Annotated in this window: 15 protein-coding genes; 7 read left to right on the forward strand and 8 right to left on the reverse strand. The window is 69.0% G+C overall.

The annotated features are described in order from the left end of the window. The first annotated feature begins 6 nt into the window (after positions 1-6). From OG580_RS17665 to pknB, 5 genes are all read left to right on the forward strand, one after another. On the forward strand, positions 7-528 hold the full coding sequence (locus OG580_RS17665; RefSeq protein WP_267044646.1) for an FHA domain-containing protein: 522 nt from the start codon (positions 7-9) through the stop codon (positions 526-528). 87 nt (positions 529-615) lie between these two features. Then, positions 616-2,103: a Stp1/IreP family PP2C-type Ser/Thr phosphatase gene (locus OG580_RS17670; RefSeq protein WP_267044647.1), complete on the forward strand. Its 1,488-nt coding sequence runs from the start codon at positions 616-618 to the stop codon at positions 2,101-2,103. A gap of 26 nt (positions 2,104-2,129) precedes the next feature. Beyond that, positions 2,130-3,572, forward strand: a complete 1,443-nt coding sequence (locus OG580_RS17675; protein WP_267044648.1) for an FtsW/RodA/SpoVE family cell cycle protein — start codon at positions 2,130-2,132, stop codon at positions 3,570-3,572. Further along, entirely contained in the window at positions 3,569-5,035 is a 1,467-nt protein-coding gene (locus OG580_RS17680) for a penicillin-binding protein 2 (protein WP_267044649.1), read from the forward strand. The genes OG580_RS17675 and OG580_RS17680 overlap by 4 nt, the downstream gene beginning before the upstream one ends. 175 nt (positions 5,036-5,210) lie before the next feature. Continuing rightward, a complete protein-coding gene (gene pknB, locus OG580_RS17685) occupies positions 5,211-7,229 on the forward strand; it encodes a Stk1 family PASTA domain-containing Ser/Thr kinase (RefSeq protein ID WP_267044650.1) in 2,019 nt (672 codons plus the stop codon). Between the two features lie 119 nt (positions 7,230-7,348). On the opposite strand, the gene OG580_RS17690 is transcribed toward pknB, so the two are convergent. The 6 genes from OG580_RS17690 to OG580_RS17715 form a co-directional block, all read right to left on the reverse strand. Next, positions 7,349-8,023, reverse strand: coding sequence for a class E sortase (locus OG580_RS17690; RefSeq protein ID WP_267044651.1), 675 nt, complete (start codon positions 8,021-8,023; stop codon positions 7,349-7,351). Between the two features lie 37 nt (positions 8,024-8,060). Further along, positions 8,061-9,284, reverse strand: coding sequence for a class E sortase (locus tag OG580_RS17695; RefSeq protein WP_267044652.1), 1,224 nt, complete (start codon positions 9,282-9,284; stop codon positions 8,061-8,063). Then, on the reverse strand, positions 9,281-9,919 hold the full coding sequence (locus OG580_RS17700; protein ID WP_267044653.1) for an aminodeoxychorismate/anthranilate synthase component II: 639 nt from the start codon (positions 9,917-9,919) through the stop codon (positions 9,281-9,283). The genes OG580_RS17695 and OG580_RS17700 overlap by 4 nt, the downstream gene beginning before the upstream one ends. Then, positions 9,916-10,077 carry a hypothetical protein gene (locus OG580_RS17705; RefSeq protein WP_024760376.1) on the reverse strand — a complete coding sequence of 54 codons (162 nt, stop codon included), beginning with the start codon at positions 10,075-10,077 and terminating at the stop codon, positions 9,916-9,918. The genes OG580_RS17700 and OG580_RS17705 overlap by 4 nt, the downstream gene beginning before the upstream one ends. A 64-nt stretch (positions 10,078-10,141) precedes the next feature. Further along, the gene (locus OG580_RS17710; protein WP_267048041.1) at positions 10,142-10,870 is read right to left on the reverse strand and encodes a class E sortase; all 729 of its coding nucleotides are present in this window, start codon (positions 10,868-10,870) and stop codon (positions 10,142-10,144) included. A 35-nt stretch (positions 10,871-10,905) separates the two neighbouring features. Beyond that, entirely contained in the window at positions 10,906-11,673 is a 768-nt protein-coding gene (locus tag OG580_RS17715) for a DUF881 domain-containing protein (RefSeq protein WP_267044654.1), read from the reverse strand. A 140-nt stretch (positions 11,674-11,813) separates the two neighbouring features. On the opposite strand from OG580_RS17715, the gene crgA reads away from it, so the two are divergent. Further along, positions 11,814-12,068 (forward strand): cell division protein CrgA, encoded by a 255-nt coding sequence (crgA, locus tag OG580_RS17720; RefSeq protein WP_267044655.1) that lies wholly within the window; start codon positions 11,814-11,816, stop codon positions 12,066-12,068. A gap of 338 nt (positions 12,069-12,406) precedes the next feature. On the opposite strand, the gene OG580_RS17725 is transcribed toward crgA, so the two are convergent. Together OG580_RS17725 and OG580_RS17730 are read right to left on the reverse strand one after the other, a co-directional pair. Then, positions 12,407-13,303: a rhomboid family intramembrane serine protease gene (locus OG580_RS17725; RefSeq protein WP_267044656.1), complete on the reverse strand. Its 897-nt coding sequence runs from the start codon at positions 13,301-13,303 to the stop codon at positions 12,407-12,409. Between the two features lie 42 nt (positions 13,304-13,345). Next, positions 13,346-13,873, reverse strand: a complete 528-nt coding sequence (locus OG580_RS17730) for a peptidylprolyl isomerase (protein ID WP_267044657.1) — start codon at positions 13,871-13,873, stop codon at positions 13,346-13,348. Between the two features lie 233 nt (positions 13,874-14,106). On the opposite strand from OG580_RS17730, the gene OG580_RS17735 reads away from it, so the two are divergent. After that, entirely contained in the window at positions 14,107-14,838 is a 732-nt protein-coding gene (locus OG580_RS17735) for a DUF5324 family protein (RefSeq protein WP_267048042.1), read from the forward strand. Positions 14,839-14,894: the final 56 nt, after the last annotated feature.

The following is a 14,894-nucleotide window of genomic DNA, read 5'->3' on the forward strand; positions in this document are numbered from 1 at the left end:
GGGGCAATGTCAGAGCTGACCCTGACGGTCATGCGGTTGGGTTTCCTGGCCGTTCTGTGGCTGTTCGTCATCGTGGCCGTCCAGGTCATCCGCAGCGACCTGTTCGGTACGCGGGTGACCCAGCGCGGTTCGCGGCGCCAGGAGACCCGGCCGCAGCAGAACGCGCGCCAGGCCGCCGCGCCTCCGCAGCAGCGCGGCCAGCAGACCGCGGCGGGCGGGCGGCAGCGCCGTGGTGCCCCGACGAAGCTGGTCGTCTCCGAGGGCACCCTCACCGGCACCACCGTCGCCCTCCAGGGGCAGACGATCACGCTGGGCCGGGCGCACGATTCGACGATCGTGCTGGACGACGACTACGCGTCCAGCCGGCACGCCAGGATCTACCCGGACCGGGACGGTCAGTGGATCGTCGAGGATCTCGGGTCCACGAACGGCACCTATCTCGACCGGACCCGCCTCACCACCGCCACACCGATTCCGCTGGGCGCGCCGATTCGCATCGGCAAGACCGTCATCGAGCTGCGGAAGTAGTACGACAATGAGCGGAGCGACCGGAGGGTGGGCAGTGTGGGTCGAGACCGGCTGTACCCCGATGCAGCGTCGACAGGGCAGGTGCGCATGACTCTGTCCCTGCGTTTCGCCGCGGGCTCCCACAAGGGCATGATCCGCGAGGGCAACGAGGACTCCGGCTATGCCGGCCCCCGGCTGCTCGCCATCGCCGACGGCATGGGCGGCCAGGCCGCCGGTGAGGTCGCCTCCTCCGAGGTGATCTCGACGCTCGTCACCCTCGACGACGACGTCCCCGGCTCCGACATCCTCACCTCGCTCGGTACGGCGGTGCAGCGCGCCAACGACCAGCTTCGGATGATGGTCGAGGAGGACCCGCAGCTGGAGGGCATGGGCACCACGCTCACCGCTCTGCTGTGGACGGGTCAGCGCCTCGGTCTGGTGCACGTCGGCGACTCGCGCGCGTACCTGCTCCGTGACGGCGTCCTCACCCAGATCACCCAGGACCACACCTGGGTCCAGCGGCTCGTCGACGAGGGCCGGATCACCGAGGAAGAGGCCACCACCCACCCGCAGCGCTCGCTCCTCATGCGCGCGCTCGGCAGCGGCGACCACGTCGAGCCCGACCTCTCCATCCGTGAGGTCAGGGCCGGCGACCGCTATCTGATCTGCTCCGACGGCCTGTCCGGCGTGGTCTCCCACCAGACCCTCGAGGACACGCTCGCCAGCTACCAGGGCCCGCAGGAGACCGTGCAGGAGCTGATCCAGCTCGCGCTGCGCGGCGGCGGCCCCGACAACATCACGGTGATCGTCGCCGACGTCCTCGACGTCGACGGCGGCGACACCCTCGCCGGGCACCTCAGCGACACCCCCGTCATCGTGGGCGCGGTCGCCGAGAACCAGGCCGCGCAGCTGAACGACGGCGGGGCGATGCAGACCCCGGCCGGTCGCGCCTCCGGCCTCGGCCGCCCGGCCCCGTACCAGCAGCCGCCCGTCGGCGGCTTCGGTCCTCCCGGCAGCGGCGACGACCACGGCTACGGCGGCATGCCCCCGCAGGGCTCCTTCGAGTCGTACACGGACGACGACTTCGCGAAGCCGCGCACCGGCCGTAAGTGGCTCAAGCGCTCCTTCCTCCTCGTCCTGGCCCTCGCCGTCGTCGGCGGCGGGCTGTACGGCGGCTGGCGCTGGACGCAGACGCAGTACTTCGTGGGCTCCAAGGACCAGCACGTGGCGCTCTACCAGGGCATCAGCCAGGACCTGGCGTGGGTCTCGCTGTCGAAGGTCGAGAAGGACCACCCCGAGATCGAACTCAAGTACCTCCCCGCCTACCAGCGGAAGCAGGTCGAGGACACGATCGCGGGCGGCAGCCTCGGCAAGGCCGAGACGAAGATCTCCGAGCTGGCCGCGCAGGCTTCGTCCTGCAAGAAGACCGAGCAGCGCCGCGCCGCCGCCGAGAAGGCCGCCGACCAGGCGAGCAAGCCGCCGACCACCGACGGCGCCGCCACGCCCGATTCCAAGCCCACCACAGCCGCTCCCTCCCCGGGTCCCACCCTCACCGCGGAGGAGCAGAAGCTGGCCTCGAACTGCGGCAAGCAGTAAGCACCCGTAGGGGGCCTTTCACCACCATGAGCGTTGTCACCAACACGACCACCATCGGCGCGATCGAGGCGCCGAGCCGCCGCAACACCGAGCTGGCGCTGCTCGCGTTCGCCGTCGTCATCCCGGTGTTCGCGTACCTCAACGTGGGCCTGGCCATCGACGGCAAGGTCCCGGCCGGCATGGCCGGGTACGGGCTCGGTCTCGCCCTGCTCGCGGGCGTCGCGCACCTCGTGGTGCGGAAGTGGGCACCGTACGCGGACCCGCTGCTGCTGCCCCTCGCGACCCTGCTCAACGGCATGGGCCTGGTGCTGATCTGGCGTCTTGACCAGTCGCCGCGGCTTATCGCCACGTCGATGCGCCTGTATGACAGCTTCAGCCCGGACGCGCCGAGCCAGATGATGTACTCGGCGATCGGCATCGCCATGTTCGTGGGCGTGCTGTTGCTGTTGAAGGACCACCGCGTCCTCCAGCGCTACACGTACATCTCCATGGTGGTCTCCCTCGTCCTCCTGCTGCTGCCGCTCGTCCCGGGCCTCGGTACGGACAGCTTCGGCGCCAAGATCTGGATCAGGGTCGGCGGTTTCTCGATCCAGCCCGGTGAGTTCGCCAAGCTGGTCCTGGCGGTGTTCTTCTCCGGCTATCTGATGGTGAAGCGGGACGCTCTGGCACTGGCCAGCCGCCGCTTCATGGGGCTCTACCTGCCCCGTGGCCGCGACCTCGGCCCGATCCTGACGATCTGGGCGGTCAGCCTCCTCATCCTGGTCTTCGAGAACGACCTCGGTACCTCTCTGCTGTTCTTCGGCATGTTCGTGATCATGCTGTACGTCGCGACCGAGCGGACCAGTTGGATCGTCATGGGTCTGCTGATGGCAGCGGGCGGCGCGGTCGCCGTCAGCTCCTTCGCCAGCCACGTCCAGTCCCGCGTGGCCGCCTGGCTCGACCCGTTCGAGTGCCTGAAGACGGCGCCCGCGGGCAGCAACATGGCCTATGCCTGCGACCAGATGACCGAAGTACTGATGTCCTTCGGCTCCGGCGGCATCCTCGGCACCGGCCTCGGCCAGGGCAACTCGGACCTCATCGGCTTCGCCGCCAACTCCGACTTCATCTTCGCCACCGTCGGCGAGGAGCTCGGACTCGCCGGCGTGATGGTCTTCCTGCTCCTCTACGGGCTGATCGTCGAGCGCGGTGTCCGCACCGCCCTCGCCGCCCGTGACCCCTTCGGCAAGCTGCTCGCGATGGGCCTCTCCGGTGCCTTCGCGCTCCAGATCTTCGTCGTCGCCGGCGGCGTGATGGGCCTCATCCCGCTCACCGGTATGACCATGCCGTTCCTCGCGTACGGCGGTTCCTCCGTGATCGCCAACTGGGCCCTGATCGGCATCCTGATCCGGATCAGCGACACCGCGCGCCGTCCCGCGCCCTCGCCCGCCCCATCACCCGACGCCGAGATGACCCAGGTGGTCCGTCCGTGAACAAGCCGCTGCGCCGGGTCGCGATCTTCTGCGGCCTCCTCATCCTCGCCCTGCTCCTGCGGGACAACTGGGTGCAGTTCGTCCGCGCCGACGAGCTGAACTCTCACCCGGACAACACCCGCGTCCGGATCGAGCGGTACGCGAACGCGCGCGGCAACATCATCGTGGACGGCAAGCCGATCACCGGGTCCCTCGACTCGAAGGACGAGTACTACAAGTACAAGCGCACCTACACCGATGGCCCCATGTGGGCCCCGGTCACCGGTTACGCCTCGCAGGCCTACGACGCCAACCAGATCGAGAAGATCGAGGACGGCATCCTTACCGGCAACGACGACCGGCTCTTCTTCGACCGCACGCTCGCCATGTTCACCGGTGAGAAGAAGAAGGGCGGCGACGTCGTCACCACCCTCAACGGCGCCGCCCAGAAGGCCGCCTTCGAGGGCCTCGGCAACAACACCGGCGCCGTCGTCGCGATCGAGCCGTCCACCGGCAAGATCCTCGCGATGGCGTCCACCCCCTCGTACGACCCCTCCTCCTTCGCCGGCTACTCCGGCAAGGACGAGAAGGCCTGGGTCGCGCTGGAGAAGAACAAGAACAAGCCGAAGCTCAACCGCGCCATCCGCGAGATCTACCCGCCCGGCTCGGTCTTCAAGGTCGTCACCGCCGCCGCGGCGCTGGAGAGCGGCAAGGTCACCGACATCAACGCGGCGACGGACACGCCGGAGCCGTACAACCTCCCGCTCACCCGGGTTCCCATGAAGAACCACGCCAGCGGCTGCGAGAACGCCAGCCTGAACCTGGCGCTGCAGGTCTCCTGCAACTCCGTCTTCGCCAAGCTCGGCGACGAGGTCGGCCTGGCGAAGATGACGGAGATCGCGGAGAAGTTCGGCTTCAACGCCGAACAGTTCACGCCCGTCCGCTCGGCAGCCTCGGTCTACGACAAGGACATGGAGCGCAGCGAGAACGCGCTCTCCTCCATCGGCCAGTTCAACACCGCGACCACCCCGCTCCAGATGGCGATGGTCACGGCGGCGATCGCCAACGACGGCAAGCTGATGAAGCCGTACATGATCGACCAGCTGCGCGCCCCGAACCTCGACGTCGTCAAGCAGAACGAGCCGGAGGAGATGAGCCGGCCGGTCTCGCAGAAGAACGCCCAGCTGCTCCAGCAGATGATGGAGAACGTCGTCACCAAGGGCACCGGCCGCAACGCCGACCTGCACATGGACGGCGTCAAGGTCGGCGGCAAGACGGGTACGGCCCAGCACGGCGAGAAGAACGCCAAGCGCCCGTACGCCTGGTTCATCTCGTACGCCAAGACCGCGCAGGGCTCCCCGGTGGCCGTGGCCGTGATCGTCGAGGACTCCGAGGGCACCGACCGCGAGGACATCAGTGGTGGCGGTCTCGCCGCCCCGATCGCCAAGGACGTCATGAAGGCGGTCCTCAAGAGCCGCGGCTGATCCCCGCACGCACGGTAGGACCCACGTACACGGTACGAACCAGGTACCGGTCAGGTATCAGCTACCGGCCCCGGGCTGAACGTCTTCCCGGGGCCGGTAGCGTATGCGCGAACAGCACACACCGCCGGACCACCCATGGGTGCGGTCGGGACAGACGGAGAGGGCTGGATTAGCTATGGAAGAGCCGCGTCGCCTCGGCGGCCGGTACGAGCTGGGCTCGGTGCTCGGCCGTGGTGGCATGGCCGAGGTGTACATCGCCCAGGACACCCGGCTCGGCCGCACCGTCGCCGTGAAGACGCTGCGGGCCGACCTGGCCCGCGACCCGTCCTTCCAGGCCCGGTTCCGCCGTGAGGCACAGTCCGCCGCCTCGCTGAACCACCCGGCGATCGTCGCGGTCTACGACACCGGCGAGGACTACGTCGACGGGGTCTCCATCCCGTACATCGTGATGGAGTACGTCGACGGGTCGACCCTGCGCGAGCTGCTGCACTCCGGGCGCAAGCTGCTGCCCGAGCGCACGCTCGAGATGACGGTCGGCATCCTCCAGGCGCTCGAGTACTCGCACCGCGCCGGCATCGTGCACCGTGACATCAAGCCGGCGAACGTCATGCTGACGCGCACCGGCCAGGTCAAGGTCATGGACTTCGGCATCGCGCGCGCCATGGGCGACTCGGGCATGACCATGACCCAGACCTCCGCCGTGATCGGCACCGCCCAGTACCTCTCCCCGGAGCAGGCCAAGGGCGAGCAGGTCGACGCCCGGTCCGACCTGTACTCCACGGGCTGCCTGCTGTACGAACTGCTGACCGTCCGGCCCCCCTTCATCGGCGACTCCCCGGTCGCGGTCGCGTACCAGCACGTCCGCGAGGAGCCGCAGGCACCGAGCAACTTCGACGCCGAGATCACGCCGTCGATGGACGCCATCGTCCTCAAGGCGCTGGTCAAGGACCCCGACTACCGCTACCAGTCCGCCGACGAGATGCGCGCGGACATCGAGGCCTGCCTCGACGGTCAGCCGGTCGCGGCCGCCGCCGCGATGGGCATGGGCATGGCGGGCGCCCCCGCGTACGGCGGGGGCTACGGCGGTTACCCGCCGGAGGACCAGCCGACCACCGCCCTGCGCCAGGCCGACCCCGGCGGTCAGACGTCGATGATGCCCCCGATCAACCCGGACGACGGTGGCTACGGCTATGACGACCGTCCGGACCGCCGCCGCGGCGGTGGGCAGAAGAAGTCGAACACCTCGACGATCCTGCTGGTCCTCGCGGGCATCCTGGTGCTCGTCGGCGCGATCTTCATCGGCGTCTCGCTGATGGACAAGAAGGAGGGGCCCCAGCAGGTCACGGTCCCCCAGCTCGTCGGCCAGACGATGCAGGCGGCCGAGGGCCTCGCGGCCAACGCCCAGGTGAAGGCGGTTCAGGCCGGCACCGAGCGCTGCGCCGAGCCCAAGGGCTCCATCTGCCGCCAGACCCCGGTCGCGGACGGCACCGCGAAGATGGAGACCAACACCACGATCCAGGTGTACGTCTCCGAGGGCGCCCCCCTCGCCGAGGTCCCGGACGTCGTCGAGCAGTCCCAGGAGCGGGCCGAGCAGACGCTGAAGGACAAGGGCTTCAAGGTCAAGGTCGAGCAGGAGGAGTCCGACGAGGACCCGGGCACGGTCCTGAGCACGAACCCGCAGGGCGGCACCAAGGCGGAGAAGAACTCCGTGGTGACGATCACCGTCGCGAAGCAGCTGCAGGCGACGGTTCCCCCGGTCGTGGGCAACCAGCTCGCCCAGGCCGAGCAGCAGCTGAAGAACCTCGGCTTCACCGTGGTCACGCAGTACGTGGACTCGGACCAGCCCAAGGATCAGGTCGTGAAGCAGACCCCGGACGGCAACGCCTCGGTCGCGAAGGACTCCGAGGTGACCCTCCAGGTCTCCAAGGGCCCGCAGCAGACCCAGGTCCAGCTCCCCACGGGCCTGACCGGCAAGAAGTACAAGGAAGTCAGGGACCAGCTCCAGGGCATGGGCCTGACGGTCGTCCAGCAGGGCTCCGACAAGGAGGACGCCATCGTCCTCAGCACGAACCCTCCCGAGGGTTCGATGGTCACCACCGACCAGCCGATCACCGTCATGACCCTGGGCGGCGGCAACCCCGGCGGCGGCGGAGACAACAACGGCGACAGCGACACCGGCGGCTTCTTCGGCTGACAACCGGACCAGCCGGCCCCGCACCGGGACCCGCACCCGCACGCAGCACGCAGCACGACCGAGCCCCGGCATCCCAAGGATGCCGGGGCTCGGTCGTCACCGGGGGACTCGTCCGAGGATCAGCGCAGCTCCGCCGGAGGGGTGCGGTCGCGGTCGACCTTCTCCGTGCGTTCCAGTTCGCCCCAGACGATGTACCGGTAGTCCGAGGTGTACATCGGGGTGCAGGTCGTCAGCGTGATGTAGCGGCCCGGCTTGGTCTTGCCGGACTCCTTCGGGACGGGCTGGAGGACGTCCACGTTGTACTTCGTGGTCGACGGCAAGGTCTTGTAGACCTTGTAGACGTACCAGGTGTCCTTGGACTCGAAGACGATCGCGTCGCCGGTCTTCAGCTTGTGGATGTTGTGGAACTTCGCGCCGTGCCCGTCGCGGTGCGCGGCCAGCGTGAAGTTGCCCTTCTCGTCCTGCGGGAGGGCGGACTTGACCGGGTCGGTGTAGTAGCCGGCGACGCCGTTGTTGAGGATGCCGCTGCTGGTGCCCCGCTTGACCAGGACTTCGTTGTCGTCCATGGCCGGCACGTGCAGGAAGCCGATGCCGTCCTTCGTGTCGAGCGCGCCGGGGCCGTCGGCCCAGCCGTCGCGGACCTGGGCGCCGTCCTGGTCGGCGGCGCGGTCGGCGACGACGTTGGTCCACCACAGCGAGTAGACGACGAAGAGCCCGAGCACCAGGCCCGCTGTGATGAGGAGTTCGCCGAAGACGCTGATGATCCCGGCGATCCGGTTGCGCGCGCGTGCCACTAGGTCGTCCCGTCGTCCCGTCCGGAGGTGTCGGGGCTCAGCCTACGAGCGCGGCCGGCTTTCCCTTGCTGCGCGGGCGTTCCTCGACCATCTTGCCCCAGACGATCATGCGGTACGTGCTGGTGAACTCGGGCGTGCAGGTGGTCAGCGTGATGAACCGGCCGGGCTTGGTGAAGCCCGAACCCTTCGGGACCGGATCGATCACCGAGATGTTCGACGGCGCGGTCTGGGGCAGGATGCTCGCCATCTCGTACGTGTAGTACGCGTCCTGGGTCTCGACGACGATCGGGTCGCCGGGCTTGAGCTGGTTGATGTACCGGAACGGCTCGCCGTGGGTGTTGCGGTGTCCGGCGACCGCGAAGTTTCCCTGCCTGGCGGACGGCATGGCCGTCTTGAGCGTGCCCTCGGCGTAGTGACCGACCATGCCCTTGTCGAGGACCTTGGTCTTGTTGATGCCCTCGGCGATGGGCACGACGACGTCCAGTTTGGGGATGTACATGATGGCGAAGCCCTCGCCGGGCTCGAAGGCCTCCGGCTTGCTGTCGCCCTTGGCCCAGGTGTCCGCGATCTGTTCCTTGGCCCGGTCGGTCTGCTGGTCGGCCCGGACGTTCGTCCACCACAGCTGGTAGGTGACGAAGAGGAGCATGACGACGCCGAAGGTGATGAAGAGCTCCCCGACGATCCGGCTGGCGACGACGCCGACGCTGTCCTTGGCCTCGCGGGCGGCCCGTCGGGCCTCGACGCGGGAAAGAGGCCGGGCTTCGGGAGTGGTGGGGCCGGTGGGGCCGGTGGGGCTCGCGCCCCGGCTCTTGCCCCTGCCTCCGCCTCCGCCCTTGGCGGCCCGGCGCCGCTCGGCCCTCCCGGGCCCCGGGAGGGGCTCCACGGCCCGTATGGGCATCGTCTCGTCACGCGGGACCCGCGGGGCCTCTTCGGCCTCGTACGGCGCGTTCACGGGCTCGTACGGGGCCTCCTGAGCCGGCCGGGGCTCGTACGCGGACGCGTGCGTCGGCCCGGGCTCGTACGGAGACACCTGGGGCTGCTCGTAGACGGGTTCGTGCACGGGCTCGTAAGCGGATTCACGCACAGGCTCGCGCACAGGCTCATAGGCGGGCTCGTAAGCAGGCTCGTAAGCGGGCTCGCGCACGGGCTCATAGGCGGGCTCGTAAGACACCCGCTGCTCTCCGTGCCCGTACGGGTCCACGGGTATCGGCTCGGGACCCGGGCCGTCCGTGTCCCGGAACCACGGCGAGCCCGTCGTCACGCGACGGCCTTGCCCACCACCGGCGCGAGCCCCGCCGACCGGCCGACCGCCCCCTTGTCGCCGCACTGCTCCAGCCAGTTGGCGAGCATCAGGTGGCCGTGCTCGGTGAGGACCGACTCGGGGTGGAACTGCACCCCTTCGACGAGCAGTTCACGGTGGCGCAGCCCCATGATGATGCCGTCCTCGGTCCGCGCGGTGACCTCCAGCTCGGCCGGCAGGGCGGTCGGCTCGGCGGCCAGCGAGTGGTAGCGGGTCGCGGTGAAGGGCGAGGGCAGGCCCGCGAAGACGCCCTTGCCCTCGTGCGTGACCGGCGAGGTCTTGCCGTGCAGCAGCTCGGGCGCGCGGTCGACGACGCCGCCGTACGCCACGGCCATCGACTGCATGCCGAGGCAGACGCCGAAGACGGGCACGCCGGTGTCCGCGCAGTGGCGGACCATGTCGATGCAGACCCCGGCCTGCTCGGGCGCGCCGGGCCCGGGCGACAGCAGGACGCCGTCGAAGCCGTCCTGGGCGTGGCTCAGCTCGACCTCGTCGTTGCGGAGCACTTCACACTCGGCACCGAGCTGGTAGAGGTACTGAACGAGGTTGAAGACGAAGCTGTCGTAGTTGTCGACGACGAGAATTCGCGCGCTCACTGGCCGTCCACCGTCACATCGTTGAACGGAAGCAGCGGCTCCGCCCAGGGGAACACGTACTGGAAGAGGGCGTAGACGACCGCGAGGACCAGCACGATCGAGATCAGCGCCCGTACCCACGCGTTGCCCGGCAGATGCCGCCAGATCCAGCCGTACATGACGTCGACAGCCCCTTCCGTTCGTTACGGGGACCAGAGTACGGGGCGAGGGCGCCGTGAGGGGTCACCTGTTCAAAGCCTGTGGACGACCGTCGGTCACGGGCTGGGTGGTGTCGAGGTGCCCCCAGACGACCAGCCGGTGGCTGCTGCCCCACTCGGGCTCGCAGGTGGTGAGGGTGAGGTAGCGGCCGGGGCCGGTGAAACCCGCCGCGTTCTTCTTGAGGGGCTTCGGTACGGGGGCGACGACCCCCACGTCATCGGGCACGGTCCGGTAGGGGCCGCGGTCGATCCGGTACGTGAACCAGGTCGTCCCGTCGGTGAGGACGACCGCGTCGCCGGGGCGCAGCCGCGGGAAGTCCTTGAAGGGGTCGCCGTACGTGCGGCGGTGGCCGGCGACGGCGAAGTTGCCGGTCGCGCCGAGCCGGGCGGTGGCCGCGTAGTGCCCGAGGCCCTGCTTGAGGACGTCCGGACCGGTGCCTTCGAGGACGGGCCACTTCCAGTCCTTGCCGAGCCGGGGGACGTACATGACGGCGATGCCCTTGCCGGGTGTGTAGGGCCGCGCCTCGGGGGCGGGCGCGGACGGCGCCGCGGACGAGGGCGCGGACGAGGGTCCCGACGGGGGTGGCGCCGCCACCGGGGTGTTCACCCACTCCCGTTGGAGGCTGTCGATCTGGCCGGCGCTCGCGCTCTCGGCCTGGACGCCGGTCCAGTACAGGACGTACACGACGAAGAGGACGATCAGGGTGCCGACGGTCAGGCACAGCTCGCTGAAGGTCCGCACGACGAGACGCAAGCCGCTCACGCGCCCCCTCCCGCACGTCCCTCCGGTCAGCTCACCGGCTTCGCGTAGTGGAGGTCCACTGTGCCCGAGTAGCCGGGAAGAGTCATCGCCTTGTGCTCGTCGACTTTCCAGCCGAGCCCGTACGCCTTCACGTACAGCTGGTAGTTCTGCAGGGCCGGGGAGTCGTTGAGCGCCTTGTTCAGCTTCCCCCGGTCACCGACGGCGGTGATCTTGTACGGGGGCGAGTAGACGCGGCCCTGGAGGATCAGGGTGTTGCCGACGCAGCGCACGGCGCTGGTGGAGATGAGCCGCTGGTCCATGACGCGGATGCCCTCGGCGCCGCCCTGCCACAGGGCGTTGACGACGGCCTGGAGGTCCTGCTGGTGGATGACGAGGTCGTTGGCCTGCGGCTCGGGGTAGCCGGGGGCCGCCTGGGCGTTCGGCGGGGCGTCGTCGAGGGTGACGGTGAGGCCGGCGCCGGAGACCTCCGAGGTCCCCGCGGTGGTCTCCAGGGCGGCGAGCTTCTCGTCCTCCGCGCGGGTGGATCCGTCGTCGCGGGCGGCGAGGCCGTCGACCTGGGAGCGGAGGGCGGCGGTGGACTCGTCGAGGCCGGCGTTCTTGTGGCTGCGCTCCTCGATCAGGTCGGAGAGCCTGAGCAGGGAGGCGTCCGTGCGGATGTTGGTGCCCTTGGCGGTGTTGAAACTGGTGACGAAGATCAGTCCGGCGAGGGCGAAAACGGCAAGGGTGAGCACTCGGACGGGGCGCCACCTCGTGGTGCGACCCGGCCCTGCGGGAGTGTCGGCGGAATTGCTCAACGTACCCTGATCCCCTTCGGTGCCGCGGAACCACTACGCTAACGGACGCCCGGGGGACGCAGTCTTCCTCCTACGTCACATCCCGGCGCCAGCCACAGTTCCCTGCGCGGTCACGCAGCGCATCGACAGGAGAGTCCCTCGTGCCGAAGTCACGTATCCGCAAGAAGTCCGACTTCACGCCTCCCCCCGCCAAGCAGGCGACCAACATCAAGCTGACCAACCACAGCTGGGTGGCGCCCGTGATGCTGGCGCTGTTCGCCATCGGACTGGTGTGGATCGTGGTCTTCTACGTCACCGACGGCTCGATGCCGATCGAGGCGATCAGCAACTGGAACATCGTGGTGGGCTTCGGCTTCATCGCGGCCGGCTTCGGTGTCTCCACGCAGTGGAAGTAGTCCGCCCGTAGGCGGGGGTGGGGACGAGTCGGCGGCCGGTTTATCGGCTGGACCGGCGGCTCGTCAAGCTCTCCCCTGAACTTATCCACAGCGTTGTACACAGCACTGGATAACTTACGAAGATCTGTGGATAACTTGCACGGGGTTGACGCCGGTATGACCGCGATATGACCGCGATCACTCTCGGCAGAACCCGGAACGCCCCTCGCCTCCCTGGAAAAAGACCAGGTCAGAGGCGAGGGGCGCGGTCTTTCCCCACAGAGCGGGGGTGATCCGACACGCACTGTGGATAACTCTGGGGAAAGCTCACAAAAAAGCTCGTCCACAGCCCCCTGCGCTCAGGTGAGCGCGGCAGAACGGGCGAGTACGAGCCCCAGGTCGATCACCAGCAGCAGTCCACAGGCCCCGTACTGCACGAGGTCCCGACGCGCCCTCGGGGCGTGCACGAGGGCGTACGTCACCAGGGCGCCCCCGACGAGACCGCCGATGTGGGCCTCCCAGGAGATCCCCGGTCGGGTGAACGTCATGAGCAGCGACAGGGCCACGAAGAGGATCACCGGCCGCATGTCGTGGCGGCGCCGGCGGGCCAGCACGACCCAGGCGCCGATCAGTCCGTAGACGACGCCGGAGGCGCCCAGCGAGGGCTGGTTCTGCGGGGCGACGAGGTAGGCGAGCACGGAGCCGGAGAGCCCGGAGAGCAGGCACAGGGCCGCGTACCGGATCCGGCCGAGTTCGGGCTCGACGATCCCACCGATCACCCACAGGCCCAGCACGTTGAAGAGGATGTGCCAGACCTCCTGGTGGAGGACGGTCGAGGTGAGCAGCCGGTACCACTCGCCGTCCGCGACCCCGACGACCTCGCCGAGGGCCGGGCTGTAGGCGTAGCCGATGAGCACGAGCTCGTCGACGAACCGCTCCCCGAACACCAGGACCATGAGGTAGACCGCGAGGTTGATCCCGATCAGGATCTTGGTGACGATCCGGTCGTCGGCCGTCACCCGGCCGCCCGCGAGCGTCCGGGGCTGGTTGGCGTCGGCGGCGTGCCCGGTGCCCGAACCGTTGCGTACGCAGTCGGGGCACTGGAAGCCGACCGAGGCGGAGATCATGCACTGCGTGCAGATGGGCTTGTCGCAGCGGGTGCAGCGGATGCCCGTCTCGGCCTCCGGGTGGCGGTAGCAGCGCGGCGGACCGGCCTTCGGGTCCCTGTGAGGTCCCGTCCCTTCCATCCCTTCCATGCCTTCCGTCCCTCCCCTTTCTCCGTCCCTTGGTCTTCCGCCTCAGCGCTTCTCGATCACCACGGAGTCGATGACCACGTCCTGGAGCGGGCGCTCGGTGTGCGGGTCGGTCGCGACGGCCGCGATCGCGTCCACGACCTTGCGGCTCTCCGCGCCGACGACCTCGCCGAAGATCGTGTGCTTGCGGTTCAGCCAGGTCGCGGCGCCGACCGTGACGAAGAACTGCGAGCCGTTGGTGCCCGGTCCCGCGTTGGCCATGGCCAGCAGGTACGGCCGGTCGAAGAAGAGCTCCGGGTGGAACTCGTCGGCGAACTCGTACCCGGGGCCGCCCGTGCCGTTCCCCAGCGGGTCGCCGCCCTGGATCATGAACCCCTTGATGACCCGGTGGAAGACCGTGCCGTCGTAGAGCGGGTCCGAGGAGACCTTGCCGGTGGCGGGGTGCGTCCACTCGCGCTCGCCGTTGGCGAGTTCGACGAAGTTGCGCACCGTCTTCGGGGCGTGGAACGGCATCAGCCGGACCTCGATGTCGCCCAGGCTGGTCTTGAGAGTCGCGTACAGCTGCTCGGCCACGGTCGCCTTCCGTCCACGTCAAGTCGCGTCATGTGATGTCACGTCAGTCACTGGCGTGTCCGATCCTCGCATGCCCCGGTCACCCGCCCTCGCATGCCCCGGACGCCCCGGACGCCCTCACCCCATGCCCCGGATGCCCACCCCGCATGCCGGACTTCGATCCGACGGGCATGATTCCGAAAAGGATGGAAAGGTGAAAAACCGACATGGTCGCCACCGAGGAGGAGGATCCTGTGACCCGCATGGACAGCGTGCGCGCCGCGACAGATTCGGCGAAGGAGAGCGTCCTGCACGCCGCGGAAGTGGTGGCGCCGTACGCCGAAACAGCCCGGGATCAGGCCGCGCAGTACGCGCATGAAGCACGTGTGCGGATCGCGCCGAAGGTCTCGAAGGCCGCTCGACAGGCCCGAGTGCAGGCGCGCGCACAGTACAAGTGCCATGTCGCACCGCATGTGCCGCCGCGGGTCGACGCTGCCGCGCATCGCGCGGTGGTCATGACCCGCTCGGCCGCCCGTCAGGCGACCGACTACACCGTTCCGCGTGTCGAACACGCGGTCGCCGCGACCGGTCCCGTCTTCGAGGAGGCCGGGTCGCGTTCCACCGCCGCCTGGGCCGCGCTGCGCGGACAGGTGACGCCTGAGGAAATCCGGAAGATCGTGAAGAAGCACGAGCGGCGGGCCAGGGCCGGACGCCTCGCCAAGGGACTCGTGGTCCTGGGCTTGGTGGCCGGCGGCATCTTCGCCGCCTGGAAGTGGTGGGACAAACAGGCCAACCCCGACTGGCTGGTCGAGCCGCCCGCTCCCACCGAGGTGGACGAGGGTTCCATGCCGGCGTCCGTCGACGGCAGTGGGGGATTCCTCGACACGGAGGTGGAGATCAAGGAGGCGGAGGCCGAAGCAGAAGCAGAGGCCGAAGCCGAGGCGGAAACCGAGGCCGATGCGGCGGAGCGCGACGAACGTCGCTGACCGCTGCGGTCCGGACGGCTGGGGTTCTTCCGTGGGGCGTGGGGAGTGCGTGTACG

The sequence above is a fragment of the Streptomyces sp. NBC_00094 genome, from assembly GCF_026343125.1.
Classification (GTDB): Bacteria; Actinomycetota; Actinomycetes; order Streptomycetales; family Streptomycetaceae; genus Streptomyces.